This is a genomic window from Pseudomonas sp. 9.3L (assembly GCF_058536285.1).
Genome location: NZ_JBZUBK010000001.1, coordinates 3,617,535 through 3,642,971 on the forward strand (window position 1 = coordinate 3,617,535; position 25,437 = coordinate 3,642,971).

Genomic DNA, 25,437 nt, shown 5'->3' on the forward strand with positions numbered 1-25,437 from the left:
ATCAGGGCTATCGCGCTTATAGGGCTGAATTTACCTATGGCGCGGATAGCGAAGCGCGGCAAGAGCGCCACGCAGGGGAAGGTTAATCAGGGTGTCGGGCATCCACGGCCTGGCGCAGGCTATCAACCAAAGCCTGGATACGCCCGTGCTGCATTTTCATGGAGGCTTTATTCACCACCAGCCGGGAGCTGATGGTCGCGATCAAGTCCTGGGGCTCCAGGCCGTTGGCACGCAGCGTGTTGCCAGTGTCGACCACGTCGATGATCTTGTCGGCCAAACCCACCAGTGGCGCCAACTCCATGGAACCATAGAGCTTGATGATATCGACCTGGCGGCCTTGCTCGGCGTAGTAGCGCTTGGCAACGTTGACAAATTTGGTGGCGATACGTAGACGGCCCTTTGGCGTAGGCGCGCCGATGGCACCTGCGGTCATGAGCTTGCAGCACGCGATTTTCAGGTCGAGGGGTTCGTAGAGTCCCTGACCGCCATACTCCATAAGAACATCCTTGCCCGCCACACCCAGGTCGGCAGCGCCATGCTCTACATAGGTAGGCACGTCGGTGGCACGTACGATCAGCAAGCGAACGTCATCCTGAGTGGTGGGGATGATGAGCTTGCGGCTTTTGTCCGGATTCTCGGTGGGCACGATGCCCGCAGCCGCCAGCAATGGCAGTGTGTCGTCGAGGATGCGGCCCTTGGACAGCGCGATGGTCAGCATGGGAGAAGCGAATCCCTATTCAACAAAGTGGCCAGGCGAACCCGGCCATGATCGTTAGCCCGGCACGCGGCGAATCTTAGCGCCCAGCATTTGCAGTTTCTCTTCGATGCACTCGTAACCACGGTCGATGTGGTAGATGCGGTCGATGAGCGTATCGCCCTCGGCGACCAGTGCGGCCAACACGAGGCTGGCAGAGGCTCGCAGGTCGGTGGCCATGACTGGGGCACCCTTGAGGCCATCTACACCCGTAACCACGGCAGTGTTACCTTCGACCATGATCTGCGCGCCCATGCGCAGCAACTCGTACACATGCATGAAGCGGTTTTCGAACACGGTTTCGATCACTGCGCCCACGCCCTCGGCCACGACGTTCAGGGAAATGAACTGCGCCTGCATGTCGGTAGGGAACGCAGGATACGGCGCGGTGCGCAGGTTGACTGCACGAGCACGCTTGCCATGCATGTTCAGCTCGATCCAGTTGCTGCCGGTGGTAACCTCCGCACCCGCTTCGCGCAGTTTGTCGAGCACCGCTTCGAGAATGGTCGGATCGGTGTCCTTGAGCTTGACTCGGCCACCGGTGATGGCCGCAGCCACCAGGTAGGTGCCTGTCTCGATGCGGTCCGGCATCACTTTGTAGGTAGCCGAATGCAAGCGCTCGACGCCATCGATGGTGATGGTATCGGTACCCGCACCCTGGACATTACCGCCCATGGCATTGATGAACTGGGCGAGGTCGACGACTTCGGGCTCACGTGCCGCGTTCTGCAGTACGGTACGGCCCTTGGCCAGGGCCGCCGCCATCATGATGTTTTCGGTGCCGGTGACGCTCACGGTATCGAAGAAGAAGTTGGCGCCACGCAAGCCGCCTTCAGGCGCCTTGGCCTTGATGTAGCCGCCTTCTACGTCGATGTGCGCACCCATGGCCTCAAGGCCTCGGATGTGCAGGTCTACCGGGCGTGAACCAATGGCACAGCCGCCTGGCAGGGCCACTTCGGCCTCGCCAAAGCGCGCCACCATGGGGCCTAGCACCAGGATCGAGGCACGCATGGTTTTTACCAGCTCGTACGGCGCAACCAGGGTTTTGATGGTGCGGGGGTCGATTTCCACGGCCAGCTTTTCGTTTATCACCGGTTCGATGCCCATGCGCCCGAACAGCTCGATCATGGTGGTGATGTCGTGCAGGTGCGGCAGGTTCGCTACGGTTACCGGGCCATCGGCCAGCAAGGTGGCGGCAAGAATCGGCAAGGCTGAGTTCTTCGCGCCGGAGATGCGGATCTCGCCATTGAGACGAGCGCCGCCAGTAATAATCAGTTTATCCATAACACTCTCGAAGCCTGTGGCTCAGGTGCGCTCAGCCCAGGCTGCGCGGGTGAAAAATTTCATGGTGACGGCATGGATACTGCCATCGGCAATCCACGGGTTCAGGTGCGTGTAAACCTGCTGCTGGCGCTTGACCGGGCTCAGCGCGGCGATTTCGTCGCTGATGACATTCAATTGGAAGTTACAGCCTTCGCCTTCGACTTCCACCTGAACGTGGGGCAGCTTCGCTTCAAGAAAGCGTTTAACTTCTAGGGCCTGCATGCTAAACCTCGATCGGCGCCCTGCGCGCACGGGCCGGTCATCATACAAAAAAAGCCCCACCGCTGCGAGCGGCAGCGCGTAGGGCAGATAGTGAATCATGCAGCGTAGGGATGAACTGCTAGCCGGCAGCGTGGCCCAGCGCGGCTAAACGCTGGAGAGCAGCGGAGAAACGCCACACACGTCCGCGATCTGGGAAAGCTCACGAGGCAAGGCACGGACCTTAAGCACCTTGCCTGCGCCCCTTGCATCCCGGCTAAGGGCTAACAACAATGAAATACCCACGCTGCTGGCGCGTTCTACGCCAGCGCAGTCTACGATCACGTCTGTGCCCTGCACCTGAGAAACCAAGGCTTTGCCTTGCTCTCGCAGCTGGGTACCGGTGCGGTAATCCAGTACACCGTTAAGCTGCAGGTGGCCCTCCACCAGGCTCACACTTGCCAGACTCATGGCTGGCCCTGAGGGATCTTGCTCCCTGCAGCTTCCTTGGTCTTGGCCACTTCGCCAGCCCAACCGTTGATGGTTTTGTCCAGGTCATTGCCATTGCGCTGCATCGCATCGGCGAATTGATCGCGGAACAGTTTGCCAATGTTGATACCGTTAACGATCACGTTACGCACCTTCCACTGGCCAGCTACTTTCTCCAGCGTGTAGGACACAGGATATACCGCACCATTGGTGCCTTTCACTTGCATGTCCACGGAGGTACGGTCCCCGCTTTCATCTTTGGGCGCGCCTACAGTGATGCCTTGGTTATTGTATTCAAGCAAGGCATTGCCATAGAACTGGAACAGGCTGCGACGGAAATTTTCCTGGAAGCGGGCCATCTGATCAGGGGTGGCCTTACGCGAATATTTCACCGTCATGATGCTGCGAGAAATGCCGTCGGCGTCGACTACCGGGCCAACGATACGGTTGAGGGCATCGTAAAAGGCTGAAGGATTGGTACGGTACTGTTCGCGATTGGCGTCCAGGTCCGCAAGCAGCTCCTGGGTAGTTTTTTGCACCAGGTCATGCGCTGGGGTAGCGGTAGCGGCATGGCCCAACAGCGGCATCGCCAACAGCAGGGTGAGCAACGCTCGACGCAGAATGACTATCATGGAAACTCCTTATTTCGCCTCTTTGCTCACATTATTGAGCAAGAATTTACCGATCAGGTCTTCAAGTACCAGCGACGACTGGGTGTCGTGGATCGTCTGACCGTCTTTAAGCACGGCGCTCTCGCCACCGACACTCACACCAATATACTTCTCGCCTAACAGCCCGGCGGTGAGGATCGAGGCAGTGGAATCGGTTGGCAGGTTATCAACGCTTTGGTCGAGCTGCATCGTGACGCGGCCAGTGAAGGTGTCGCGGTCCAGATCGATCGCTGTCACCTTGCCAATCGTTACCCCGGCCATGGTCACTTTTGATCTGACCGTAAGCCCAGCGATATTGTCAAAATACGCATAAAGTTTGTAGGTGTCGTGGGCCGAACTGGGCGACAGCCCGCTTACCCGAAGGGCCAGCAGCAGCAGGGCAAGGATGCCGGCCAACAAGAACAGGCCGACACCGACTTCCAGGGTGCGGTTTTGCATTAGAAATCTCCAAACATCAAAGCAGTCAAAATAAAGTCGAGCCCTAGCACCGCCAGGGAGGCGTACACCACCGTGCGCGTGGTCGCACGGCTGATCCCTTCGGAGGTGGGGTCGCAATCGTAGCCTTGGTATACGGCAATCCATGTCACGACAAAGGCGAACGCGACGCTCTTGATGACGCCGTTGAGCACATCTTCGGTGAAGCTCACGCTGTTCTGCATGTTGGCCCAGAACGAACCTTCGTAAACGCCCAGCCAGTCAACCGCTACCCATGACCCCCCCCAGATGCCGACCACACTGAACATTGCAGCCAGCACTGGCAGGGATATGAAACCGGCCCAGAGCCGTGGGGCAATGATGTACTTGAGCGGATCGACGCCGATCATTTCCAGGCTCGACAGCTGTTCGGTAGCCTTCATGTTGCCGATCTCGGCAGCCAGCGCTGAGCCTGCACGCCCGGCGAACAGTAAGGCAGTTACCACAGGGCCCAACTCGCGAAGCAGGGTTAATGCGATCATCTGCCCAACGGCTTGTTCAGACCCATACTTCGCCAGGATGCTGAACCCCTGAAGCGACAGCACGCCCCCGATGAAGACGCCTGACACCACAACGATCGCCAGCGACAGCACGCCCACCGAGTACAGCTGGCGAATCAGCAGCGAAAACCCGCCTGACAACCCTCCACGGCTGAATAGCGCATGGCCCAGGAACAAGGTAGCGCGCCCTAGCCCACCGACCACGTCGACGGCCGATTGCCCAAGCCGGCGAATGCGCTCCAACAACGATGTATGCCGCATCAGCGCCTCCCTAGAAAATCATCGGCCAAGGCTGGCGCGGAAAAATGAAACGGGACAGGCCCATCGGCCTCACCCTTCATGAACTGACGAATACGAGGGTTATCCGAGGCCATCAGTTCCGCTGGCGTGCCGTGGCCGAGCACTTGAGTGTCGCCCACCACATACAGGTAGTCCGCGATACTCGCGGTTTCTGCCAGGTCGTGGGAAACCACGATACTGGTAATGCCCAGCGCATCGTTAAGCAGCCGGATAAGCCGCACCAGCATGCCCATGGCGATAGGGTCCTGCCCTACGAAAGGCTCATCGTACATGAGGATCTGCGGGTCCATGGCGATGGCCCGGGCCAGGGCTACGCGGCGCTTCATGCCGCCGGACAGCTCATCGGGCATCAGCTCGATCGCACCGCGCAACCCGACTGCCTGAAGCTTCATGAGCACGATGTCTCGGATCATTTCTTCGGGCAGATCGGTGTGCACCCGTAAGGGGAAGGCGACGTTTTCGAAGACATCCAGGTCGGTGAACAAGGCGCCACTCTGAAACAGCACGCCCATGTGTTTGCGGGCATCGAACAGGTCGCTGCGCGAGAGCTTGGGCAGGTTCTGCCCATTAACCAGCACCTCGCCACTGAGTGGGCGCAGCTGGGCGCCCATCAACCGCAGCAGCGTGGTCTTGCCAGAGCCCGACGGGCCCATGATGCCAGTGACCTTGCCACGGGGTATGCGAATATCTACGTTCTGGAAAATAGTGCGCGCGCCGCGCTTGAAGGTAACGTCCTTCAGCTCGACGGCGTAGGCGTGTTCGGCACTCATTCGTTCTCCTTACGATGCGACACACCCATCAGACGTGCGGGGTAGAGGCCGGGGCACACTCCCGGCTCGTTTGGCAAGCGGCGCACTATACCACCACGGGTTGAACAGTGAACCGCCTCGCTAGCAGGTGGCCATGACGGTGTGGTTGCCCTATTGACTTTAGGCGTTCTGGTCCGTGCGCGACTCTGGCAATCCAGATATAATCCCGGCCTTTTCTTCAGACCGACTTGCCTCGAATGAATCAAACCCGCGACCTTATTCAGTCGGCGCAACGCACCATCGGCCTTGAGATGAAGGCCGTAGAAGGCTTGCTCGCGCATATAAACGCAGACTTCGTTCACGCCTGCGAAATGATCCTGGCCAGCAACGGCCGGGTCGTTGTGATGGGCATGGGCAAATCGGGCCATATCGCACGCAAGATTGCCGCCACGCTTGCCAGTACTGGCACCCCCGCGTTTTTCGTGCACCCTGCCGAAGCCAGCCATGGCGACATGGGCATGATCACGCCCGATGACATCGTGCTGGCCCTGTCCAATTCGGGCACCACGGCCGAGATCCTCACCTTGCTCCCGCTGATCAAGCGCCTGGGTATTCGGCTGATCAGCCTGACGGGCAATCCGGAGTCTACCTTGGCAAACGTGGCAGAGGTCAACCTCGACGCACGTGTGCAGCACGAGGCCTGCCCGCTCAACCTGGCACCTACGTCGTCTACCACTGCCGCTTTGGTGCTGGGTGACGCCCTGGCCGTGGCATTGCTTGAGGCCCGCGGCTTCACTGCGGAAGATTTTGCGTTTTCCCATCCAGGTGGTGCGCTGGGCCGCCGCCTGCTGCTCAAGGTAGAGCAACTGATGCACAGCGGCGCCGGGCTGCCCGCCGTTCGCCGAGGCACATTGCTCAAGGAAGCGCTGCTTGAAATGTCCCGCAAAGGGCTGGGCATGACGGTGGTACTTGAAGAAAACGGCGCCCTGGCAGGCGTCTTCACCGACGGCGACCTCCGCCGAACCCTGGACCGCAACCTGGACGTGCACCGCACGCCCATCGAGCAGGTGATGACTGTCAATGGCAAATCCGTCACACCGGACATGCTTGCAGCCCAGGCCCTGAAAATAATGGAAGATCATAAAATAGGTGCCCTGGTAGTGGTCAACGAACAGAACCAGCCCATAGGCGCGGTCAACATGCATGATTTTCTTCGCGCAGGGGTTGTGTAATGGATCGTGCCCTCCTGGAGCGAGCGAGCCGCATCAAACTGGCTATCTTCGACGTCGATGGCGTACTTACCGATGGCCGCCTGTACTTTCTTGAAGACGGCTCGGAAATGAAGGCGTTCAATACGCTCGACGGCCAGGGCATCAAAATGCTCATGGCGTCGGGGGTGACCGCCGCAATCATCAGTGGCCGAAACAGCCCCGCCACTGAGCGGCGAGCCCGTAATCTGGGCATTCCCCACCTGTACCAAGGCCGTGAGGACAAACTCGTCGTGCTCGATGAACTCCTGGCGCAGTTACACCTGTCCTATGACCAGGTCGCGCACCTGGGTGACGACTTGCCAGACTTGCCCGTGATGCGCCGAGTAGGCCTGGGCATGGCCGTGGCCAATGCCAACGATTTCGTGCGTCGGCATGCCCATGGGGTCACGCAGGCCAGGGGTGGCGAAGGCGCCGCTCGTGAGTATTGCGAGCTGATCATGCGAGCGCAGGGTAACCTGGATGCCGCGTTGAACCATTACCTGTAGGTTGACCAATGCAAAACCGAAAGCTCCTTACGCTGGCAACTGCCACGGTGCTCGCCGCACTGCTGATTGCCGTGGGCTACTGGAACCTCAGCCCTGAGCGGTTCCTCCACAACCCGAAGGCTAGCGTGGATGCAGGCACGATCGACTACTATGCGATCAATGCCCACACCGTACAGTACCTGCCAGACGGCAGCCGACAATATGAAATGACCGCTGACAAGGTGGAGCACCTCAAGACCAGTGAGGTCACTCATGTCACTGCGCCGGTGATGGACATCTACCGCGGCACACCCCTGCCCTGGCACGTGCGCAGCGATCGCGCCGAGGTCAATCCTGATGGTAGCGAGGTTGAGCTGATCGACGCCGTTCGCCTCAATCGTATCGACCAGCAAAACCGCACGACCGTGATTACCACGTCGCGCGCTACAGTCTTTCCACAGAAGCAATATGCGCAGACCGACCGAGACGTTAGAATCGAGGGCGCCGGTGGCGTAACGACTGCCAAGGGAATGAAAGCGTATTTGAACGACAGCAAGATCCACTTGCTGTCCACCGTAAGAGGACAGTATGAGGCTCGTTAAAACCCTCCCCTTCCTGCTTGGCCTGGGCGCGGTACTGGGAAGCGTGAACGCCTTGGCGCTGCCTACCGACAGGGACCAACCCATTCACATCCAGTCCGATGATGCCCAGCTCGATGATAAGCAGGGCGTTGCCGTGTACACCGGCGGCGTGATCATTACCCAGGGGTCGATGAAAATCACCGGCAACAAGGTAACGGTTACCCGAAATGCAACGGGCGACGTAGACGTATTCACGGCTGTGGGTAACCTGGCGTATTACGAACAGAAACCCGCCGCGGACAAGCCCATCGTGCAAGCTTATGCCGTGACGATCCAGTACTTCGCGGCTCAAAACCGCATCGTGCTGGTAGACAAAGCCAAGGTCATCAACGACGGCAACACCTCCGAAGGCGAGAAGATCGTTTACGACACCGTCAAGCAGGTGGTCAATGCCGGTCGCGCCACGGGCAGCAAGGTCACCGCGCCTCGCCCACGGATCGACATGGTCATCCAGCCGAAAAAGAAAACCGACCAGCCGCAGAAGGCGCAGTAATGGCTACGTTGAAGGCTCAGCACCTTGCCAAGAGCTACAAAAGTCGTCAGGTGGTCAGGGACGTTAGCCTGTCCATTGAAAGTGGGCAGATCGTTGGGCTGCTGGGGCCTAACGGCGCCGGCAAAACCACCTGCTTTTACATGATCGTGGGCCTGGTACAGGCCGACCAGGGACGCGTGCTTATCGACGACCTGGACGTCAGCCACCAGCCCATGCATGGCCGTGCTCGTGCAGGTATCGGCTACCTGCCGCAGGAAGCGTCCATCTTCCGCAAGCTGTCGGTAGCCGATAACATCATGGCAATCCTGGAAACCCGCAAAGACCTGGACAGCCCAGGCCGACGCAAGGCCTTGGAGAGCCTGCTGCAGGAGTTTCACATCACCCACATCCGGGACAACCTTGGCATGAGCCTGTCCGGTGGCGAGCGGCGGCGCGTCGAGATCGCCAGGGCGCTGGCAACCTCACCCAAGTTCATCCTCCTGGACGAACCCTTCGCAGGCGTGGACCCTATCTCGGTAGGCGATATCAAGCAGATCATTCATCACCTCAAAGCGAAAGGTATCGGGGTGCTTATCACCGACCACAACGTGCGTGAGACGCTCGATATTTGTGAAATCGCCTACATCGTGAATGATGGCCAATTGATTGCCGAAGGCGATTCAGCCACTATCCTTGCCAATGAACTGGTAAAGGAAGTGTACTTGGGGCACGAGTTCAGGCTGTAAATGTAAAACCCCTAGGCAAATGCCCCGGTTTCAGGCATATAATTTGCTTAAATTCGGGCGCCTTTTCCAGGCGCTTGCTATGGATGGCGCTTAGCGCCGGCAATCAAGGTGTCAAGCTCACGCCATGAAACCATCGCTTGTCCTTAAAATGGGCCAGCAACTGACGATGACGCCGCAGTTGCAACAGGCCATCCGCCTTCTCCAGCTATCTACCCTGGACCTTCAGCAGGAAATCCAGGAGGCGCTTGAGTCCAATCCCATGCTCGAACGCCAGGAAGAAGGCGACGACTTCGATAACGCAGACCCGCTGGCAGATAAGGTAGAGCACAACAGCCCTGCCGAAAACCAGGAGCCCGCGTTTCAGGAGGCCAACTTCCAGGAAAGCTCACCTGCCCCCGAAAGCAGCAGCAGCGAAGAAGGTGACTGGAGCGAACGAATCCCGGATGACCTGCCGGTGGATACTGCCTGGGAAGATATCTACCAGAGCAGCACCAACAGCTCCTCCAGTGGCGAGGATGACGACTGGGACTTCACCACCCGCACTTCGGTGGGTGAAAGCCTGCAAAGCCACTTGCTATGGCAGCTCAACCTCGCGCCCATGTCGGACAACGACCGCTTGATCGCAGTCACCCTGATCGATTGCATCAACAACCAGGGGTATCTCGAGGAAACCCTCGAAGAGGTGTGCCAGTCCTTCGATCCCGAACTGGACATCGAACTCGATGAGGTCGAGGCCGTACTGCGGCGCATCCAGCAATTCGAGCCTGCCGGTATCGGTGCGCGAAGCCTGAGTGAGTGCCTGGTGCTCCAACTGAGGCAACTGCCCGCAAAAACGCCTTGGCTTGCCGAAGCGCAACGGCTGGTGACCGAATACATCGAGCTGCTGGGCGGCCGCGACTACAGCCAACTGATGCGGCGCATGAAGCTCAAGGAAGACGAGCTTCGGCAGGTCATCGAACTCGTACAGAGCCTCAATCCCCGTCCGGGCTCACAGATCGAGTCCAGCGAGCCTGAATACGTCGTGCCCGACGTGATCGTGCGCAAGGACAGTGATCGCTGGCTGGTAGAGCTTAACCAGGAGTCTGTGCCGCGCCTGCGGGTGAATGCCCAGTATGCAGGCTTCGTGCGCCGCGCCGACAGCAGTGCCGATAACACGTTTATGCGCAATCAGCTGCAGGAAGCACGCTGGTTCATCAAGAGCCTGCAGAGCCGTAACGAAACGCTGATGAAAGTGGCCACTCAGATCGTGGAGCATCAGCGTGGCTTTTTGGACTACGGTGACGAAGCCATGAAACCCTTGGTGTTGCACGATATCGCCGAAGCAGTGGGCATGCATGAATCCACTATTTCACGGGTGACCACTCAAAAATATATGCACACCCCCCGCGGCATATACGAACTGAAATACTTTTTCTCAAGCCACGTCAGCACCTCGGAAGGCGGTGAATGCTCATCCACAGCCATCCGCGCGATCATCAAAAAACTGGTCGCTGCGGAAAATCCGAAAAAGCCATTGAGTGACAGTAAGATCGCTGGTTTACTGGAGGCACAAGGCATTCAGGTAGCACGTCGCACAGTCGCCAAGTACCGCGAGTCTCTTGGGATCGCGCCGTCGAGCGAACGCAAGCGGCTGATGTAACCTGGCCTGGGCATTGAGCATTCGCCTGGGGTGCCACCAGCGTTTCAGTGGCAGGTACCACACCTGCCTCTTTATGCCCTGGCAATAAGGAGAAGCGGTATGCAAGTGAACATCAGTGGCCATCAGCTAGATGTGACCGACGCCATGCGCAGTTACGTGACCGAAAAACTTGCCAAGCTTCAAAGGCACTGCGACAAGATCACCAGCGTTCAGGTCATCATGGAGGTCGACAAGCAGATGCAAAAGGTTGAAGCTACCATCCGCGTCCCTACGTCGGATGTGTTCGCTGAAGCCAAGCACGACGACATGTACGCTGCAATCGATCTCCTCACTGACAAACTTGACCGGCAATTGCTCAAGTATAAGGAAAAACAGCAGAGCCACCTCCAAGGTGCCGCCGCTCGCTGAGCCCCCAATGATCCGACTAGAAAACATCCTGACCCCCGGCCGTTCCTGCGTGAACGTGTCGGGAGGCAGTAAAAAAAGCGTCCTCGAACACATCGCAGGGCTCATCAGCAAGGACCTTCCGGGTGCTGACCAGCAAACCGTATTCGAAGCACTTCTCGCCAGAGAAAGACTCGGCTCCACGGGCTTTGGCAACGGTATCGCTATCCCCCACTGTCGCTTAGCCAAGTGCGAAGCACCCATGAGCGCGCTGTTGCATTTGCAGGCGCCAGTAGACTTCGACGCCATCGACGGCGCACCGGTAGACCTTATTTTCGTACTGCTGGTGCCTCAGGCCGCTACAGACGCCCACCTGGAGCTGCTGCGCCAGATCGCTAGCATGCTGGATCGCAAGGAAGTACGCGCCCGCCTACGGGCTGCGGAGTCCGGCGAAGCCCTCTATCAGGTGGTGCTAGACACCCAGGCTGGCGCCTGACATGCGCCTGGTCATCGTGAGTGGTCGCTCTGGCTCCGGCAAGAGCACCGCACTCGATGTACTCGAAGACAACGGTTTCTACTGCATCGACAACCTGCCAGCCGGCCTGCTGCCCGAGCTGGCCGAACGCGCCATTATCCATACCGAATTGGCACGCCCCCTGGTTGCAGTCTCGATTGACGCCCGTAACCTACCCAGTCACCTGTCGCGGTTCCCCGAGCTGCTAGAGGAGGTGCGCAACAAACATATCCAGTGCGACGTGCTTTTTCTGGATGCAGACGAAAACACGCTGCTCAAACGCTTTTCCGAGACCCGTCGCCGTCACCCACTAACCAGTGCAGATCGATCCCTTGCGGAGGCCATTCGCGCAGAAAGCCACCTGCTTGGTCCTATCTCGGATTTGGCAGACCTCAAGGTGAACACCACGCACCTGAACCTGTATCAGTTGCGAGACACGCTGAAGCTGCGCTTGCTGAATAAGCCCGAGGCCGGTACGGCCTTCCTGATCGAATCGTTTGGTTTCAAGCGCGGTATGCCCACAGACGCAGATCTGGTGTTTGACGTACGCTGCCTGCCCAACCCTTATTGGAGGCCAGAGCTGCGTGAGCACTCCGGCCTGGAGCAGCCTGTGATCGACTATTTGGCGGCTCAGCCAGATGTCGAAGAAATGTATCAAGACATCGCCGCGTACCTGGTGAAGTGGCTTCCCCGGTTTGCCGCCAACAATCGTGCTTACGTCACGGTTGCCATCGGCTGCACAGGAGGGCACCATCGCTCGGTTTATATCACCGAGCGGCTCGGTAAGCAGCTGCAACCGATCATCGATAATGTCCAGGTTCGCCACCGGGACCTCACCTGAACCCAAGGACGCCTCGCGTAATGCCCGCACTCGACATCACCATCATTAACAAGCTGGGTTTGCACGCACGCGCCGCCGCCAAATTCGTGGGCGTTGCCGGGCGCTTCCCCTGTCAGGTGCGTGTAGGCCGTACGGAAGCCAGCCTGGTCGATGGCAAAAGCATCATGGGGGTAATGATGTTAGCGGCCGGCAAAGGCACGCAAATTCATCTGAATACCGAAGGCGAGCAGGCCCAAGAGGCCCTGGACGCGCTGGCACACCTCATCAATGACAAATTCGACGAAGGCGAGTAGAAGCCAACGGCAGTTGGCGAATGAGGCCCTCCTGAACAACAAACAGGACGCTGTTCGCCAACTCCGCTTAAGCTCCGTTAGCTCCCAGGGATTATGACCCCCAAGCACATCATGGCAAGGGAGCCATAGGCGCCAGGAAGGCTTACGGTAATCAGGCAGCCTGCAGGGCAGCTTCGTAGCGCTTCTCAACTTCTTGCCAATTGATCACGTTGAAGAATGCGCCAATGTACTCAGGACGACGGTTCTGGTACTTCAGGTAGTACGCATGTTCCCACACATCCAGGCCCAGGATTGGGGTGTTGCCCTTCATCAGAGGGCTGTCCTGGTTGGCAGTGCTTTCAACTACCAGTTTTTTCTCGGGAGTAACGCTCAGCCAGGCCCAACCGCTGCCGAACCGGCTTAGCGCTGCCTTGGTAAAGGCTTCCTTGAACGCGTCGAAGCCGCCTACGTCTTGCTCGATGGCATCCTTCACCTTCCCTGTCGGCGCGCCGCCGCCCTGGGGGGTCATCACTTTCCAGAACAGCGAATGGTTAGCATGGCCACCGCCGTTGTTCGCTACCGGGCCTTTGAGTTTGTCGTCGAGGGTAGCGTGCTTGGCCATCAACTCCTCAACCGGCATTTCAGCGTACTCAGTGCCTTCCAGCGCGGCATTGAGGTTGTTGATGTAAGTTTGGTGGTGCTTGGTGTGGTGGATTTCCATCGTCTGGGCATCGATATGAGGCTCCAGCGCTTTGTAGTCGTAAGGCAGGCTAGGCAAGGTATGGGGCATGTCAGTGGACTCCGTATCGCGGATGGGCGCCGGTGTGGCGCGACTGTTGGCCCATGGCACTTGAGAGCAAACTCGTAGTGCGGGGGTATTCGCCATGGACGGCGATGAAACCCAGCAGTTCCGTATAGGTGCGATTGCTGTGACGAAGCGCAGCGTCCCGCAGGGCATAAGGAAGCGCTCGTTGGCGGACGGTGACCAGTAAATGCTCATGCGCGGCGCAGAAATACTCCGCGCTTTCTTCTGGCTGAAGCAACCGCAAATGCACGTCTGCCAGGTTGTGATGAGACACCACGAAGGCGGCGACCGCCTCTTCGGCATCGGCCCAGCGCTCGAACAGGATCTGAGCCAACGCCAGGGCTTGAAGGTAGTATTCACGCGCATCGACCCAATGCCCTTGGGCAAACAAGGCATTAGCGCGTTGGATGGTGCGTTTCCATTGGTCCATGGCCCGCTCCGCTTGAGAGGCACGCACGTATTGCGTACTCGTTGAGACTGACTATTAGTTGATAATCAATCTCAACGCAACCGGAGCGGGTACATAGATTCATGAAACAGGCTGAACGGCCCGCTTAGCGCCGGTTAGCTACCGGCGACGGTCATGCGCTCTATCAGCACCGACCCGGTGCGCACGTTGCTACGCTGCTCCAAGTCGTTACCCACCGCCAGAATCTGCTTGAACATGTCTTTCATGTTGCCGGCGATCGTGACTTCTTGAACGGGAAACTGGATTTCGCCGTTCTCTATCCAATACCCTGCCGCCCCCCGAGAATAATCCCCGGTCACCATGTTCAGGCCGCTGCCCATGAGTTCGGTGACCAGCAGGCCACGGCCCATGCGCTGGATCAACGCTGCCTGGTCTTCATTGCCATGGGTCACGAACAGGTTATGCACGCCGCCAGAGTTGGCCGTGCTGGGCATGCCCAACTTGCGCCCGGAATAGGTGCTAAGCACATATGACACCAGCCTGCCCCCCTCTACGAAAGGTTTGGCCCTGGTCGCCAGGCCGTCCCCGTCGAAGCCTGCGCTACCCAGGGCCCGCGCCAGGTGCGGGCGCTCGTCGAGGGTGAGCCATTCAGGGAACAACTGCTGGCCCATGGCGCCTTCAAGGAAGGATGACTTGCGGTACAGGTTGCCGCCAGACACCGCCGAGAGAAAACTGCCAAACAAGCCACCCGCCAATTCAGCAGCAAACAGCACAGGCACCTCGCAGGTGGAGACTGGACGAGCACCCAAGCGGCTCGCCGCACGTTCGGCCGCCTTACGGCCGATGGACTCGGGCGACGCCAACAGGTGCCCTTCACGGTTCACGTCGTACCAATAGTCGCGCTGCATCTGCCCGTCTTTCTCAGCGATCATGACGCAGCTCAGGCTATGACGGGTGGAAGCATAACCGCCCACAAAGCCATGGCTGTTGCCATAGACCCGGCAGCCTTGGTGAGTCGTAACCTGGCTGCCGTCGGCATTGCGGATCAGCGGGTCGGCGTCGAAGGCTGCGGCCTCGCAGGCCAGGGCCAGCTCGATGCTGGCTTCGGGGCTGATGTTCCAAGGGTGGTACAAATCCAAGGCAGGCAACTCATTGGCCATAAGGTCGGCGTCTGCCAACCCGGCGGCTTCGTCCTCGGACGTGTGCTTGGCGATGGCCAAGGCTGCAGCGACGGTTTCCCGGATCGCGTCCGGCCCACTGGCAGAGGTACTGGCCGAGCCCTTGCGCTGCCCCAGGTACAAGGTGATGCCAAACCCTTGGTCACGGTTGAACTCGACCGTTTCGACTTCGCGCTGACGGATAGACGTGGACAGCCCCTGCTCCAGGGAAACTGCAACTTCACAGGCGCTGGCCCCCTGACGCTGGGCTTCGGCAATGATCTCCTGAACCTGCTGCTTGAGCAGTGGCAGGGCCTCTGGACCAACGCTTTGGACTGCTTTCATGGGTTTCTCCACACTTCAAAGATGGATCGCGGCAAGGGCCTGCGCTGGCCGGGCCGGACAATCGGCCCCCGACTGGTTATCATGGCGGCGTTTATAAACGGACGGCCCCCATGGTTGATTCATACGACGACTCCCTCGGTGAGGGAAAAAGCAAGACACAGGTCAAGCGCGAACTCCATGCCTTGACTGAACTGGGCGAGCGCTTGACCACGCTCAAACCCGACCTGCTCGCCAAACTGCCCCTTACGGAGCCCTTGCGTCGCGCACTGGAAGAAGCCCCTAAGCACACGGCAAACGCGGCGCTCAAGCGCCACAGGCAATTCATCGGCAAGCTGATGCGTGACCAAGACACCGACGCCATCCTGGAATTGCTCGACCAGGTGGATGCTTCCACTCGCCAATACAACGAACGCTTCCATAACCTCGAGCGCTGGCGTGATCGGTTAATTGGTGGCGACGACAGCGTATTGGACAGCTTCGTCATCCAGTACCCAGACACCGATCGGCAACAACTGCGCTCACTGGTTCGACATGCGCAGCATGAGGCCACGCATAACCGGCCACCGACCGCGAGCCGCAAGATCTTCAAATACATCCGCGAGCTGGACGAGCAGGTGCGTGGCCTGCGCTAGGCAGGCACACAATGACGACGGCCTGGCTCACGCGCCCGTACCGCCTACGGTAATGGCGTCGATTTTGAGCGTAGGTTGCCCTACGCCTACGGGTACCGACTGGCCATCCTTGCCACAGGTGCCCACGCCGCTGTCCAGCGACAAGTCATTACCGACCATGGACACCCGGCTCATGCACTCAGGCCCGTTGCCGATCAAGGTAGCGCCTTTGACCGGCGCGGTGATCTTGCCGTCCTCGATCAAGTAGGCTTCGCTGGTCGAGAACACGAACTTGCCGCTGGTGATATCCACTTGGCCGCCACCTAGGTTGGCGCAGTACAGACCTTTTTTGACCGATGCGATGATTTCCGCAGGGTCCTGCTCGCCAGCCAGCATGTAGGTATTGGTCATGCGCGGCATCGGCAGGTGCGCGTAGGATTCCCTGCGCCCGTTACCCGTAGCGGCCGCACCCATCAGGCGGGCATTGAGCTTATCTTGCATGTAGCCCTTGAGAATGCCGTTCTCGATCAACGTGGTGCATTGGGTACGGGTACCTTCGTCATCCACGCTGAGCGAGCCACGCCGGCCTGCCAGGGTGCCATCGTCGACGATGGTGCAGAGGCTGGAAGCCACCTGCTCGCCCATGCGGCCGCTGTATGCGGAGCTGCCCTTGCGATTGAAGTCCCCTTCCAGGCCATGGCCCACGGCCTCGTGCAACAGCACACCCGACCATCCCGACCCTAACACCACCGGTAGCGTACCGGCCGGTGCAGGCCGGGCTTCCAGGTTGACCAAGGCTTGGCGCAAGGCTTCACGGGCATACCCCATGGCGCGCTCTTCATCAACGAAGTAGCGGTAGTCGGTGCGCGCACCGCCCCCATGGCCGCCACGTTCGCGACGGCCGTTCTGCTCGACGATTACGCTGACATTGAACCGTACCAACGGCCGGACATCTGCGGCCAGGCTGCCATCCATGGCCGCTACCAGCACGCGCTCCCACACCCCGGCCATGCTCACGGTGACTTGCTGGATACGGGTATCCAGGGTACGGGTGTAGGCGTCGATACGCTTGAGCAACTCGACTTTTTCGGCGCGAGACATCACGTCCAGCGGGTTATCGGCTGCATACAGTGGCTGCACGGCCGGCGCCTTGAACGCCTGCACCTGGCCCTGCTGGCCTGCCCGGGAGATCGACCGGGCCGCTTGCGCAGCGAGCCCCAGTGCTTCGCGAGTAATAGTGTTGCTGTAGGCAAAGCCGGTTTTCTCACCGGCTTGGGCACGCACGCCGACGCCTTGGTCGAAATTGAAGCTACCTTCTTTGACGATGCCGTCTTCCAATGCCCAAGACTCGGAAATCTGCGTTTGGAAGTACAAGTCCGCCGCATCGATGCCGGGGCCTGCCAATTCACCTAGCACGCTGCCCAGGCTATCGAGGGTCAGCTCGCCAGGGGTTAACAGTTGTGCGCTGACCGTAGATAACATCTCGCTCATGTTCACTCCGCGAAAGAGGCAGGCCGCAATGCGCCCTGCGAGGAAAACTGCCAATGCACGGGCATTGGCCTACGCTCACGGCCGCTCGCCTGCTCGGCGCGGCCTGGTGAGACGACTACAGTAGGTACCCTGCGTGGGGAACGGGTTACCTGTCAAAACAGGCTTACAGCCTACTCCACTCCACCTAACTGGGCTAACTATCGACGCAATTAACGGCTTTTGTCGAAGGGCCGGTCGAAACTCAGCTTGGGCTCCTTGAGCGAGCCCTCCAGGCGATACTTCACACTGAGCAGGCGCGATACACGGTCGCCTAGCAGCTTATCCACCAGGAAGAGCGCCCCACCCACCGCCGGAGCACCTACGATCAGCGCAGCCATCGGCAAGTTGTTGCTCACCGGCAGCGTGACCCGTAGCCGCGCATCTACTCGGTCTGCGGCCATGTCCAGGGTGCCATCGAGTTCAAGGTTGCTAGAGGGGCCGGTGAGCTTAATGGGCGTTCGCGTGACGTACACCCCTTCACTGGCCGCCAGTTGCCCGGTCACCTTGTCGTAGCTCAGCCCACGCCCCAGCAAGTCGGAAAAGTCCAGGCGCAGGCGCCGGCCAATGGCGTTGAAGTTCAGCAGCCCGAAGACGCGAAGGGCCTGGGCGCCGCCTTCTATCTCAACGAATTGGCCATGGTTGAGGGTAGCGCTCAGGCTCCCCGAATACCGCTTGGGCGAGGCCCATGCCGGGGAGCCCGGCCAGCGGCCGTCGACATCCAGGGCAAAGTCATGGCTGGTGACCGAAGGTGCGAAGCGCCAGGCTTTGAGCACATCGGCCAGGTTACCGCCCCGCACGCTGCCCTTGAACCAACTGCTGGTTGCCCCCGGCGCCCCTTCCCAGCTGCCATTGCCCTGCAACTGCATGCCCTTGAGGCCAAGGTTCAGGTTGTCCAGCGCCAGCCCTTGCCCAGTGGGGCGCAGTGTCAACGACCAGGCACCGACTAGGTCTTCGCCTTGCCAAAGGCGGGCGACCTGTACATTCACCGCAGGCACGGTGTGCGGGTCCACGTCTGCAAGCGGGTCAGGCGCCTCGGGTGGCTCTTCGGCCCCTGCGACCACCGGGGCAGGTGCGGGTAGCCGTACGTCCTGCAAGTCGATGTCCAGCGCAGCACCGGCCTGGTCTGGCACCAGCACCCTGCCCGTGAGCTGCTGGCTGTCCACAATCAACTGCCAGGCCGCCGGCGCACGGTCCAGCCGCACGCGCGCCTGGGCGAGGGTTTGCCCTAACGCATCGAGCCTCCCCACTGTCACGTCGATACTGCTCAGCAGGCTGGCAGTGGGCACCGTAGCGGGTGCGTTGGCAAGCGCAACCGAAGGCGTACCAGTGGCCGTAGGCACGGGAGTGGGTACGGCCACTGGTACATAACGCTCGCGTACCGCTTGCCACGCCTTGAGGTCGAAGGTGTCCAGTGTGCCGCGCACGCGCAGCCCCAAGGCGTCTGGCACCTTGGCTACGCCGCTGCCGACCCGTAACTCGCCACGCCCGGTGGTCAATGGCGCAGTGAATTGCCCCTCGGGCGGTTGGTACACAAAACTGGCCAAGCTTGTATACGCCACCCGCAGCTGACGCGTATCGCCCTGGAGGTCAAGGTCTACGCGTGTAGGCCGCACGTCTTGGGCCGCCTTGCCGTACGGCGGTGGAAGGTCGATGACTGCGCCCTTGAGGTCTGACTCCACGCTCAACTGGCTACGCTGCCCCAGGCTCACGTTCAGCAGGTAAGGAAATTCGCCGCTGGCAGGCAAGGGCTGGCGATACCCCAACCACTGGCTCAGGGTTTGCGCGTCTACGCGGCCATTTACCTTGATATCGGTCAAGGGCGTGCCCGCACTGCCATTGGCGCCCAAAGTGGCGGTGAAGGCCTTGCCCAGTGCTTGCCCGCTCACGTCCTGGCCCGCCAGGCCCTTGTCCAGATCAAAGCGGAACGCCCCTTTAAGCTGGGTCAGCTCAAGCTCAGGGTTGGCGATCTTCAAGCGCGCGCCACTGGTGATGAACTCTACGCCCACCTTCGGCACTTCACCGTGGGCCAAGGGGATGTCCAGGTCAACCGTGCCCTTGAGCGGGCCTTCGCCCTGCCACCCTGCAAACAGCTCGCCTGTTCCGATGGGGGCCGTTTGGAGAATTTTCACGCCGTCGCTTAAGGGGCCCTCGAACACGCCTTTGACCGTAAGCCGTGGCGCTTGCCCTTCTGGCGCATGAGGCACGCGTACCTGCACGTCGCGCACTGCCGTGTCCAACAAGCGCCCGTGGCTGGCATCGATGCGAACATCACCGTCCTGGATCGCGACCTTGCCAGCGATGCCGGTGACCGAAGGCCAGCCCGGCTGAAATGCCAAGGTGGCGTCCTTCACATCGAAAAACAGCGTCAGGCTGCGTGCGTGGTCCGGCGCACCGTGGGCTAGGCTGCCCTGGTACTGGAAATACCCCTCGTTGACCTTGCCCTGCTGCACTGCACCGCGCAGCCACTCTGCTACCTGCGGGCTTAGCGCCTCAGGCAGGTACTTGGCGGTGTAACGCCCGTCGCCGTCGCGCAGGCCTACGCGTAAGTCCATGTAGGGCTCCAGCCCGTCGCCGAAGGGTAGGCGGATCATGAAGTCCGCGGCAATTTTGCCCTCTTCGCCCTGCACCTGAATAACAGGCGCCACCAGGCTGAAGCCCTCGCTGTTGAGCGTCCAGCCCAGGCGAGCCTTGGCACTTAGGTAATGCCAAGGCTGCTTGAAGATGGGCCACAGGTGCAGCATGAACTGCTCGCTGTCCAGCAGCAGCTCGCCCCGCCCCAGATCGCCGCTGATGCTGCCGCTCACATTGGCGGCGCCTGGGGCACTGTGGTAAGGCTCGAACGCCACCTTATCGAGGTTGGCGGCAAAGGACAGGCGGCCATCCCCTTGAGCGTTAGGGCGCAGGGTAAGTTGCAGGTTGCGCAGCGTACCACTGGGCTTGAGGCTGTCCACGGCCAGGGCGGCTTTATTTGGCCAGGGCGCGAACGCATCCAGCACCGGCAGCAGGGGGCCCAGTGCCACACAGTCGGCCTGGACCTGCCAGGCTTCTCCCTCCTGCTTGGCCTGAACGCGGCTTTCCCAGTGCTCATGGCCCACGCTCAGGGCCAGCGGTTGCGCCATCAGCCTATACCCATCAACGTCACGGTTTACCCAGGCGCTGAGGGCCACATCGTTCAGCTCGGCGGCAGGCCGGCCGGTCACACTGCCCTTCAGGTGAGGGGCATTCAACCGTAGTGCGGCGCTTTCCACGTGGGCCTGGGCCCAGTTTAGCCACAGCTCCCCTCCCACCTGCAACGTACTGAAATGCCATTGCCCCAGAAGGCTAGACGGCACCCAGGCGGCCCAGTCGCTCTGAGGCAGGCTCAGGTAGGCCTGTACGGCCGCATTGCGCCAGTCTGCGCCTGGCACCCGGGCACGTACCTGTGCCGCCATGGGCTTACCATCAGGCAGGTGCAGGCGTAGGTCCAGGCGCTCCTCACCTGCGGGTGACCGTAGGCTCATGCTCACGTATGTAAAGGCCATCGGGTCGTGTTGCCAAGGCTTGAGCACGAGCTGGCTCTCCAGGAGGGTCAGCTCGCCCAACTGGCGTAACCGGGCAATGGCCTGGGCGGGGTCGAACGGGGCGTCATCGTTGGGTGTGGGCAAGCCTTGCACAGCCCAACGGCCGTCTTCGGCCTGTACCAGTGCCATTTGCAGGCCTTCGACCTGGAGCGTAGCGATATGCGGCGCGCGGTTAAGCAGGCTACGCCACAGGCCCGGCACGATGCGCACCTGGTCTATGTGCAGGGCGCTGGCCCCGCTTCCCAGCGTGATGTCGCGTGCGGTAATCACCGGGGCTAGCCCCCGCCATGCCCCATCGAGGCGGCCAATGGCGACAGACATGCCCAGTGCCTGGCTGGCCTTTGTGGCCAAGGCAGGGCGGTAATCGCTGACCATAGGCAGGAGCTGCCGCCCCAGGCTGACATAAAGGGCCAGCACGATCAGGCATAGGGCGCACGCGCCAAGGCTCCAGCGAACGAGCGCGCTTGCAACCTGTGTCAAACGCGCCATGGATGGACCCTTGTACCGTTAGGCAAATGACTCAGAGCAGCACCACATCGTATTGTTCCTGCGAATACATGCTCTCGACCTGGAAGCGAATGGTACGCCCGATGAAGGTTTCGAGTTCGGCGACGTTGCCCGACTCTTCATCCAGCAGCCGGTCGACCACCTTCTGGTTGGCCAGCACCCTGTACCCTTCGGCCTGGTACGCGCGGGCCTCTCGCAGGATTTCCCGGAATATTTCGTAGCACACGGTCTCCGGGGTTTTCAGCTTGCCCCTGCCCTGGCAACAGGCACAAGGCTCACACAGCACCTGCTCAAGGCTCTCGCGGGTGCGCTTGCGGGTCATCTGCACCAGTCCCAACTCGGTGATGCCAATGATGTTGGTTTTGGCGTGATCGCGTTCGAGCTGTTTTTCAAGGGTACGCAGTACCTGGCGCTGGTGATCTTCATCTTCCATGTCGATGAAGTCGATGATGATAATGCCGCCGATATTGCGCAGGCGCAGCTGCCGGGCAATGGCGGTGGCCGCCTCCAGGTTGGTTTTGAAGATGGTTTCTTCCAGATTGCGATGCCCCACGAACGCGCCAGTGTTCACGTCGACGGTGGTCATGGCCTCGGCAGGATCGACAATCAGGTACCCCCCGGACTTGAGCGGCACCTTGCGTTCCAGGGCACGCTGGATCTCGTCCTCTACCGCATACAGGTCGAAAATGGGGCGTTCGCCCGGGTAATGCTCCAGCCGGTCGGCGATCTCTGGCATCAGTTCGGCCACGAACTGGATGGTTTTCTGGAAGGTTTCCCGAGAGTCGATCCGGATCTTCTCGATCTTGGGGTTGACCAGGTCACGCAGGGTACGCAACGCGAGGCCAAGGTCTTCGTAGATGACCGTGGGGGCGCCGACTGTCTTGATCTGCGCGGCAATCTGATCCCAGAGCCGGCGAAGGTAGCGGATGTCCATCAGAATCTCTTCGGCACGCGCGCCTTCAGCCGCGGTGCGAAGGATAAAGCCACCCGCTTCCTGAATGCCCTCTTGGGCGACGCAGTCGCTGACCACCTGCTTGAGGCGTTCGCGCTCGGCTTCTTCCTCGATCTTGAGTGAAATGCCCACGTGGCAGGTACGGGGCATGTAGACCAGGTAGCGTGAGGGAATGGACAACTGCGTGGTCAGGCGCGCGCCCTTGGAACCGATAGGGTCTTTGGTAACCTGCACCACCAGGCTTTGGCCTTCGTGTACCAGAGCGCTGATGGTTTCTACGGCCGAGCCTTCACGCAGGGAAATCTCCGACGCGTGGATAAAGGCTGCCCGCTCCAGGCCGATGTCGATGAAGGCCGCCTGCATGCCGGGCAGCACGCGCACCACCTTGCCCTTGTAGATATTGCCCACAATGCCGCGCCGTTGGGTACGCTCTACATGGACTTCCTGCAATACGCCGTTCTCTACCACGGCGACGCGGGATTCCATCGGCGTGATGTTGATGAGGATTTCTTCGCTCATGACTGGCTCTCGTCAGGATAGTGACCCATGATGCCCGGACTGAAGCCGCAGCGCGACGCCAGCGTAACCTCATTACTGCGCAGCAGGTTGCCAGCACGCAATGCCGAAGCGGGCCAGCAGCGCAGCAGTCTCACTTAACGGCAGGCCAACCACGGCCGAGTAGCTGCCTTCGATGGCACTGACGAACACCGCGCCCAGCCCTTGAATGGCATAACCGCCTGCCTTGTCGGCCGGCTCGCCACTGGCCCAATAGGCAGAGATTTCACCAGGGGCGATAGGCCTGAATGCCACATGACTGCTCACACAACACACCTGCTCTTCAGCCTGGGTGCGCACGGCCACGGCGGTTAATACCTGATGCTGGCGCCCACTGAGGGCCTGGAGCATCTGCCGGGCGTCTTCGGCACTGACCGGCTTGCCCAGGATGCGGCCGTTTAGCACCACAGCGGTATCAGCGCCTAGCACCACGGCACCCGCCGGCGCCACCATCACGCCTGCGGCCGCTTTGCTGGACGCCAAACGGCGCACGTACGCTTCAGGGGTTTCAGCAGGCTGCGGCGTTTCGTCGATGGCCGCCGTGACTTGAACGAAGGGCACGCCAATTTGTTGGAGCAGTTCGCGCCGGCGCGGCGAACCTGAAGCAAGGTAGACGCATGTCATGGTCCAACTCCTTTTGCCTAATGCTCAGGCCATGCTTCAGTTGATATTGAAGCGACGGCGTAACCCACGCAGGCCATAACTGACCCACGGCCATAACAAAGCGCTGACCACGGCAGGCAGCAGCAGGGCCAGGGTGGGCTGGCGATTGCCGGTGAGTGCGCTGAGCCATAGTTGCGCCAATTGCGTCACGCCCAACACCACGAAGATCACCAGGCTCTGCTGCCACATGGGGAACATGCGCATGCGCTGCTGCAGGGACAATATCAGGAAGGTCGTGAGGCACAGGATCAATGCGTTCTGGCCCAGCAGCGTGCCGTACAGCACGTCTTCGGCCAACCCCAGCACCCATGCGGTGGTCATGCCTACCTTGGAAGGGACGTTGAGGCACCAGAAGGCCAACAGCAATGCGACCCATAGGGGACGGAGCACTTCCATGAACTGAGGCAGGGGCGACACACTCAGTAGCAAGCCCACCCCGAAAGTCAGCCAGATCATCCAGCCATGGTTGCGCCGGGTATTAACCATCAATGGGCGCCTTCTTGACTGGCCGGCGCACTGCGTGCCGGGTGAGTGGAGGTGGCGGCGGACGGCTTGGCGGGCGCCGTGGTCGCAGGATGAGCCGGCGGGGCAGCAGGCGCCGTGCCGGCGGCTGGTGCCGCCGAGTGCCCGGTTGCACCTTGGGTAGAGGGCGCATGGTTAACAGTGGCCGGCACAGGCGCAGCAGGTATGGCGGCAGGCGACCCTGCGGCAGGCGCAGCAGGAGTTGCGTCCTCCTCGGCCTGGGCATCGGAGGTGCGCTGCTCTGGCGTACGGCTGTCCGAAAACACCAGCAGTACATAACGGCTACGGTTGAGCGCCGCCGTAGGTACCGCACGAACGATAGCGAACGGCTGGCCTGAGTCGTGCACCACCTCTTTGACCGTGGCCACGGGGTAACCGGCGGGGAACCGCTGGCCCAGGCCGGAGCTGACCAGCAGATCGCCCTCCTTGATATCCGCAGTGTCGGCCACGTGGCGCAACTCCAGGCGCTCAGGGTTACCGGTGCCGCTGGCAATGGCCCGCAAGCCATTGCGGTTCACCTGCACTGGAATACTGTGAGTGCTGTCAGTGAGCAGCAAAACCCGCGAGGCATAGGGCATCAACTCCACGACCTGCCCCATCAGGCCTCGCGCATCGAGGACAGGCTGGCCCAAAAACACGCCGTCGTGCTCGCCCTTGTTGATCACGATGCGGTGGGTGAACGGGTTAGGGTCCATGCCGATCAATTCGGCCACTTCCACTTTTTCGTTCACCAGCGTCGAGGAGTTGAGCAGCTCGCGCAGGCGTACATTCTGCTCGGTCAGGGCCGCAAGCTTTTGCAAGCGCCCCTGCAGCAGCAAGGCTTCGGTCTTGAGCTTTTCGTTCTCGGCGATCAACTCGGTTCGGCTGCCGAACTGGCTGGCTACGCCTTGCCACACGCGTTGTGGCAGGTCTGTAATCCAGTACGACTGCATCAGCACCAGCGACATCTGGCTACGCACCGGCTTGAGCAGCGTAAAGCGGGCGTCGACCACCATCAAGGCGACAGACAACACCGCCAGCACCAGCAGGTGCACGACCAGCGAAGGGCCCTTGGCGAACAGCGGCTTAATGGGCTGCTCCTCCTGGGCATGGGAAGGGAAGATGAGTCATGGATCGACG

At 60.5% G+C, this 25,437-nt stretch carries 28 protein-coding genes; 11 read left to right on the forward strand and 17 right to left on the reverse strand.

Features of this window, described 5'->3' with window-relative positions:
* Positions 1 to 82 precede the first annotated feature (82 nt).
* The 8 genes from hisG to AC4LE2_RS16780 form a co-directional block, all read right to left on the reverse strand.
* Positions 83 to 718 carry an ATP phosphoribosyltransferase gene (hisG, locus tag AC4LE2_RS16745; protein ID WP_491826820.1) on the reverse strand — a complete coding sequence of 212 codons (636 nt, stop codon included), beginning with the start codon at positions 716 to 718 and terminating at the stop codon, positions 83 to 85.
* A gap of 54 nt (positions 719 to 772) precedes the next feature.
* Positions 773 to 2,038, reverse strand: coding sequence for a UDP-N-acetylglucosamine 1-carboxyvinyltransferase (murA, locus tag AC4LE2_RS16750; protein WP_491826821.1), 1,266 nt, complete (start codon positions 2,036 to 2,038; stop codon positions 773 to 775).
* 21 nt (positions 2,039 to 2,059) lie between these two features.
* A complete protein-coding gene (locus AC4LE2_RS16755) occupies positions 2,060 to 2,299 on the reverse strand; it encodes a BolA family protein (protein ID WP_491828161.1) in 240 nt (79 codons plus the stop codon).
* A 144-nt stretch (positions 2,300 to 2,443) separates the two neighbouring features.
* A complete protein-coding gene (locus AC4LE2_RS16760) occupies positions 2,444 to 2,746 on the reverse strand; it encodes an STAS domain-containing protein (RefSeq protein ID WP_491826822.1) in 303 nt (100 codons plus the stop codon).
* Positions 2,743 to 3,396 carry an MlaC/ttg2D family ABC transporter substrate-binding protein gene (locus AC4LE2_RS16765; RefSeq protein ID WP_491826823.1) on the reverse strand — a complete coding sequence of 218 codons (654 nt, stop codon included), beginning with the start codon at positions 3,394 to 3,396 and terminating at the stop codon, positions 2,743 to 2,745. The genes AC4LE2_RS16760 and AC4LE2_RS16765 overlap by 4 nt, the downstream gene beginning before the upstream one ends.
* A 9-nt stretch (positions 3,397 to 3,405) precedes the next feature.
* A complete protein-coding gene (mlaD, locus tag AC4LE2_RS16770; protein WP_491826824.1) occupies positions 3,406 to 3,873 on the reverse strand; it encodes an outer membrane lipid asymmetry maintenance protein MlaD in 468 nt (155 codons plus the stop codon).
* A complete protein-coding gene (mlaE, locus tag AC4LE2_RS16775) occupies positions 3,873 to 4,670 on the reverse strand; it encodes a lipid asymmetry maintenance ABC transporter permease subunit MlaE (RefSeq protein ID WP_491826825.1) in 798 nt (265 codons plus the stop codon). Before mlaE ends, mlaD begins: the two co-directional genes overlap by 1 nt.
* The gene (locus tag AC4LE2_RS16780) at positions 4,670 to 5,479 is read right to left on the reverse strand and encodes an ATP-binding cassette domain-containing protein (RefSeq protein ID WP_491826826.1); all 810 of its coding nucleotides are present in this window, start codon (positions 5,477 to 5,479) and stop codon (positions 4,670 to 4,672) included. Before AC4LE2_RS16780 ends, mlaE begins: the two co-directional genes overlap by 1 nt.
* A 236-nt stretch (positions 5,480 to 5,715) precedes the next feature.
* Here AC4LE2_RS16780 and AC4LE2_RS16785 point away from each other — a divergent pair, with 236 nt between their 5' ends.
* From AC4LE2_RS16785 to AC4LE2_RS16830, 10 genes are all read left to right on the forward strand, one after another.
* Entirely contained in the window at positions 5,716 to 6,690 is a 975-nt protein-coding gene (locus tag AC4LE2_RS16785) for a KpsF/GutQ family sugar-phosphate isomerase (RefSeq protein WP_491826827.1), read from the forward strand.
* Positions 6,690 to 7,214 (forward strand): KdsC family phosphatase, encoded by a 525-nt coding sequence (locus AC4LE2_RS16790; RefSeq protein WP_491826828.1) that lies wholly within the window; start codon positions 6,690 to 6,692, stop codon positions 7,212 to 7,214. The genes AC4LE2_RS16785 and AC4LE2_RS16790 overlap by 1 nt, the downstream gene beginning before the upstream one ends.
* Before the next feature lie 8 nt (positions 7,215 to 7,222).
* On the forward strand, positions 7,223 to 7,795 hold the full coding sequence (gene lptC, locus AC4LE2_RS16795) for an LPS export ABC transporter periplasmic protein LptC (protein ID WP_491826829.1): 573 nt from the start codon (positions 7,223 to 7,225) through the stop codon (positions 7,793 to 7,795).
* Complete coding sequence (gene lptA / locus AC4LE2_RS16800; protein WP_491826830.1) at positions 7,782 to 8,327, forward strand: lipopolysaccharide transport periplasmic protein LptA; 546 nt, start codon at positions 7,782 to 7,784, stop codon at positions 8,325 to 8,327. The genes lptC and lptA overlap by 14 nt, the downstream gene beginning before the upstream one ends.
* Positions 8,327 to 9,052 carry an LPS export ABC transporter ATP-binding protein gene (gene lptB / locus AC4LE2_RS16805; protein WP_491826831.1) on the forward strand — a complete coding sequence of 242 codons (726 nt, stop codon included), beginning with the start codon at positions 8,327 to 8,329 and terminating at the stop codon, positions 9,050 to 9,052. The genes lptA and lptB overlap by 1 nt, the downstream gene beginning before the upstream one ends.
* A gap of 124 nt (positions 9,053 to 9,176) precedes the next feature.
* Positions 9,177 to 10,691 carry an RNA polymerase factor sigma-54 gene (locus AC4LE2_RS16810; RefSeq protein ID WP_491826832.1) on the forward strand — a complete coding sequence of 505 codons (1,515 nt, stop codon included), beginning with the start codon at positions 9,177 to 9,179 and terminating at the stop codon, positions 10,689 to 10,691.
* A 99-nt stretch (positions 10,692 to 10,790) separates the two neighbouring features.
* Positions 10,791 to 11,099: a ribosome hibernation-promoting factor, HPF/YfiA family gene (gene hpf / locus AC4LE2_RS16815; protein WP_491826833.1), complete on the forward strand. Its 309-nt coding sequence runs from the start codon at positions 10,791 to 10,793 to the stop codon at positions 11,097 to 11,099.
* A 7-nt stretch (positions 11,100 to 11,106) separates the two neighbouring features.
* On the forward strand, positions 11,107 to 11,571 hold the full coding sequence (gene ptsN / locus AC4LE2_RS16820; protein WP_491826834.1) for a PTS IIA-like nitrogen regulatory protein PtsN: 465 nt from the start codon (positions 11,107 to 11,109) through the stop codon (positions 11,569 to 11,571).
* Between the two features lies 1 nt (position 11,572).
* Positions 11,573 to 12,430, forward strand: a complete 858-nt coding sequence (gene rapZ / locus AC4LE2_RS16825; protein WP_491826835.1) for an RNase adapter RapZ — start codon at positions 11,573 to 11,575, stop codon at positions 12,428 to 12,430.
* Between the two features lie 20 nt (positions 12,431 to 12,450).
* Positions 12,451 to 12,723 (forward strand): HPr family phosphocarrier protein, encoded by a 273-nt coding sequence (locus AC4LE2_RS16830; RefSeq protein WP_491826836.1) that lies wholly within the window; start codon positions 12,451 to 12,453, stop codon positions 12,721 to 12,723.
* A gap of 151 nt (positions 12,724 to 12,874) precedes the next feature.
* Here the strand turns inward: AC4LE2_RS16830 and AC4LE2_RS16835 are convergent, their stop codons facing one another.
* From AC4LE2_RS16835 to pmbA, 3 genes are all read right to left on the reverse strand, one after another.
* Positions 12,875 to 13,492 (reverse strand): superoxide dismutase, encoded by a 618-nt coding sequence (locus tag AC4LE2_RS16835; protein ID WP_491826837.1) that lies wholly within the window; start codon positions 13,490 to 13,492, stop codon positions 12,875 to 12,877.
* Between the two features lies 1 nt (position 13,493).
* Positions 13,494 to 13,937: a DUF2753 family protein gene (locus AC4LE2_RS16840; protein WP_491826838.1), complete on the reverse strand. Its 444-nt coding sequence runs from the start codon at positions 13,935 to 13,937 to the stop codon at positions 13,494 to 13,496.
* Positions 13,938 to 14,071: 134 nt separating this feature from the next.
* Complete coding sequence (gene pmbA, locus AC4LE2_RS16845; protein WP_491826839.1) at positions 14,072 to 15,418, reverse strand: metalloprotease PmbA; 1,347 nt, start codon at positions 15,416 to 15,418, stop codon at positions 14,072 to 14,074.
* Positions 15,419 to 15,528: 110 nt separating this feature from the next.
* Here pmbA and yjgA point away from each other — a divergent pair, with 110 nt between their 5' ends.
* Positions 15,529 to 16,050, forward strand: a complete 522-nt coding sequence (yjgA, locus tag AC4LE2_RS16850) for a ribosome biogenesis factor YjgA (protein ID WP_491826840.1) — start codon at positions 15,529 to 15,531, stop codon at positions 16,048 to 16,050.
* A gap of 27 nt (positions 16,051 to 16,077) precedes the next feature.
* On the opposite strand, the gene tldD is transcribed toward yjgA, so the two are convergent.
* The 6 genes from tldD to mreC all read right to left on the reverse strand — a co-directional run bounded on the left by tldD (position 16,078) and on the right by mreC (position 25,340).
* Entirely contained in the window at positions 16,078 to 17,520 is a 1,443-nt protein-coding gene (gene tldD / locus AC4LE2_RS16855) for a metalloprotease TldD (protein WP_491826841.1), read from the reverse strand.
* 209 nt (positions 17,521 to 17,729) lie between these two features.
* On the reverse strand, positions 17,730 to 21,608 hold the full coding sequence (locus AC4LE2_RS16860; RefSeq protein ID WP_491826842.1) for a YhdP family protein: 3,879 nt from the start codon (positions 21,606 to 21,608) through the stop codon (positions 17,730 to 17,732).
* Positions 21,609 to 21,639: 31 nt separating this feature from the next.
* Positions 21,640 to 23,097, reverse strand: a complete 1,458-nt coding sequence (gene rng, locus AC4LE2_RS16865; RefSeq protein WP_491826843.1) for a ribonuclease G — start codon at positions 23,095 to 23,097, stop codon at positions 21,640 to 21,642.
* A gap of 72 nt (positions 23,098 to 23,169) precedes the next feature.
* A complete protein-coding gene (locus AC4LE2_RS16870; RefSeq protein ID WP_491826844.1) occupies positions 23,170 to 23,757 on the reverse strand; it encodes a Maf family protein in 588 nt (195 codons plus the stop codon).
* A 36-nt stretch (positions 23,758 to 23,793) separates the two neighbouring features.
* On the reverse strand, positions 23,794 to 24,282 hold the full coding sequence (mreD, locus tag AC4LE2_RS16875; protein WP_491826845.1) for a rod shape-determining protein MreD: 489 nt from the start codon (positions 24,280 to 24,282) through the stop codon (positions 23,794 to 23,796).
* Positions 24,282 to 25,340 (reverse strand): rod shape-determining protein MreC, encoded by a 1,059-nt coding sequence (gene mreC, locus AC4LE2_RS16880; protein WP_491828162.1) that lies wholly within the window; start codon positions 25,338 to 25,340, stop codon positions 24,282 to 24,284. The genes mreD and mreC overlap by 1 nt, the downstream gene beginning before the upstream one ends.
* Positions 25,341 to 25,437: the final 97 nt, after the last annotated feature.

Bases quoted from the DNA above. Each gene is read 5' to 3' on its own strand.
- hisG (WP_491826820.1), bottom strand. From the start codon at position 718: ATGCTGACCATCGCGCTGTCCAAGGGCCGCATCCTCGACGACACACTG.
- murA (WP_491826821.1), bottom strand. From the start codon at position 2,038: ATGGATAAACTGATTATTACTGGCGGCGCTCGTCTCAATGGCGAGATC.
- AC4LE2_RS16755 (WP_491828161.1), bottom strand. From the start codon at position 2,299: ATGCAGGCCCTAGAAGTTAAACGCTTTCTTGAAGCGAAGCTGCCCCAC.
- AC4LE2_RS16760 (WP_491826822.1), bottom strand. From the start codon at position 2,746: ATGAGTCTGGCAAGTGTGAGCCTGGTGGAGGGCCACCTGCAGCTTAAC.
- AC4LE2_RS16765 (WP_491826823.1), bottom strand. From the start codon at position 3,396: ATGATAGTCATTCTGCGTCGAGCGTTGCTCACCCTGCTGTTGGCGATG.
- mlaD (WP_491826824.1), bottom strand. From the start codon at position 3,873: ATGCAAAACCGCACCCTGGAAGTCGGTGTCGGCCTGTTCTTGTTGGCC.
- mlaE (WP_491826825.1), bottom strand. From the start codon at position 4,670: ATGCGGCATACATCGTTGTTGGAGCGCATTCGCCGGCTTGGGCAATCG.
- AC4LE2_RS16780 (WP_491826826.1), bottom strand. From the start codon at position 5,479: ATGAGTGCCGAACACGCCTACGCCGTCGAGCTGAAGGACGTTACCTTC.
- AC4LE2_RS16785 (WP_491826827.1), top strand. From the start codon at position 5,716: ATGAATCAAACCCGCGACCTTATTCAGTCGGCGCAACGCACCATCGGC.
- AC4LE2_RS16790 (WP_491826828.1), top strand. From the start codon at position 6,690: ATGGATCGTGCCCTCCTGGAGCGAGCGAGCCGCATCAAACTGGCTATC.
- lptC (WP_491826829.1), top strand. From the start codon at position 7,223: ATGCAAAACCGAAAGCTCCTTACGCTGGCAACTGCCACGGTGCTCGCC.
- lptA (WP_491826830.1), top strand. From the start codon at position 7,782: ATGAGGCTCGTTAAAACCCTCCCCTTCCTGCTTGGCCTGGGCGCGGTA.
- lptB (WP_491826831.1), top strand. From the start codon at position 8,327: ATGGCTACGTTGAAGGCTCAGCACCTTGCCAAGAGCTACAAAAGTCGT.
- AC4LE2_RS16810 (WP_491826832.1), top strand. From the start codon at position 9,177: ATGAAACCATCGCTTGTCCTTAAAATGGGCCAGCAACTGACGATGACG.
- hpf (WP_491826833.1), top strand. From the start codon at position 10,791: ATGCAAGTGAACATCAGTGGCCATCAGCTAGATGTGACCGACGCCATG.
- ptsN (WP_491826834.1), top strand. From the start codon at position 11,107: ATGATCCGACTAGAAAACATCCTGACCCCCGGCCGTTCCTGCGTGAAC.
- rapZ (WP_491826835.1), top strand. From the start codon at position 11,573: ATGCGCCTGGTCATCGTGAGTGGTCGCTCTGGCTCCGGCAAGAGCACC.
- AC4LE2_RS16830 (WP_491826836.1), top strand. From the start codon at position 12,451: ATGCCCGCACTCGACATCACCATCATTAACAAGCTGGGTTTGCACGCA.
- AC4LE2_RS16835 (WP_491826837.1), bottom strand. From the start codon at position 13,492: ATGCCCCATACCTTGCCTAGCCTGCCTTACGACTACAAAGCGCTGGAG.
- AC4LE2_RS16840 (WP_491826838.1), bottom strand. From the start codon at position 13,937: ATGGACCAATGGAAACGCACCATCCAACGCGCTAATGCCTTGTTTGCC.
- pmbA (WP_491826839.1), bottom strand. From the start codon at position 15,418: ATGAAAGCAGTCCAAAGCGTTGGTCCAGAGGCCCTGCCACTGCTCAAG.
- yjgA (WP_491826840.1), top strand. From the start codon at position 15,529: ATGGTTGATTCATACGACGACTCCCTCGGTGAGGGAAAAAGCAAGACA.
- tldD (WP_491826841.1), bottom strand. From the start codon at position 17,520: ATGAGCGAGATGTTATCTACGGTCAGCGCACAACTGTTAACCCCTGGC.
- AC4LE2_RS16860 (WP_491826842.1), bottom strand. From the start codon at position 21,608: ATGGCGCGTTTGACACAGGTTGCAAGCGCGCTCGTTCGCTGGAGCCTT.
- rng (WP_491826843.1), bottom strand. From the start codon at position 23,097: ATGAGCGAAGAAATCCTCATCAACATCACGCCGATGGAATCCCGCGTC.
- AC4LE2_RS16870 (WP_491826844.1), bottom strand. From the start codon at position 23,757: ATGACATGCGTCTACCTTGCTTCAGGTTCGCCGCGCCGGCGCGAACTG.
- mreD (WP_491826845.1), bottom strand. From the start codon at position 24,282: ATGGTTAATACCCGGCGCAACCATGGCTGGATGATCTGGCTGACTTTC.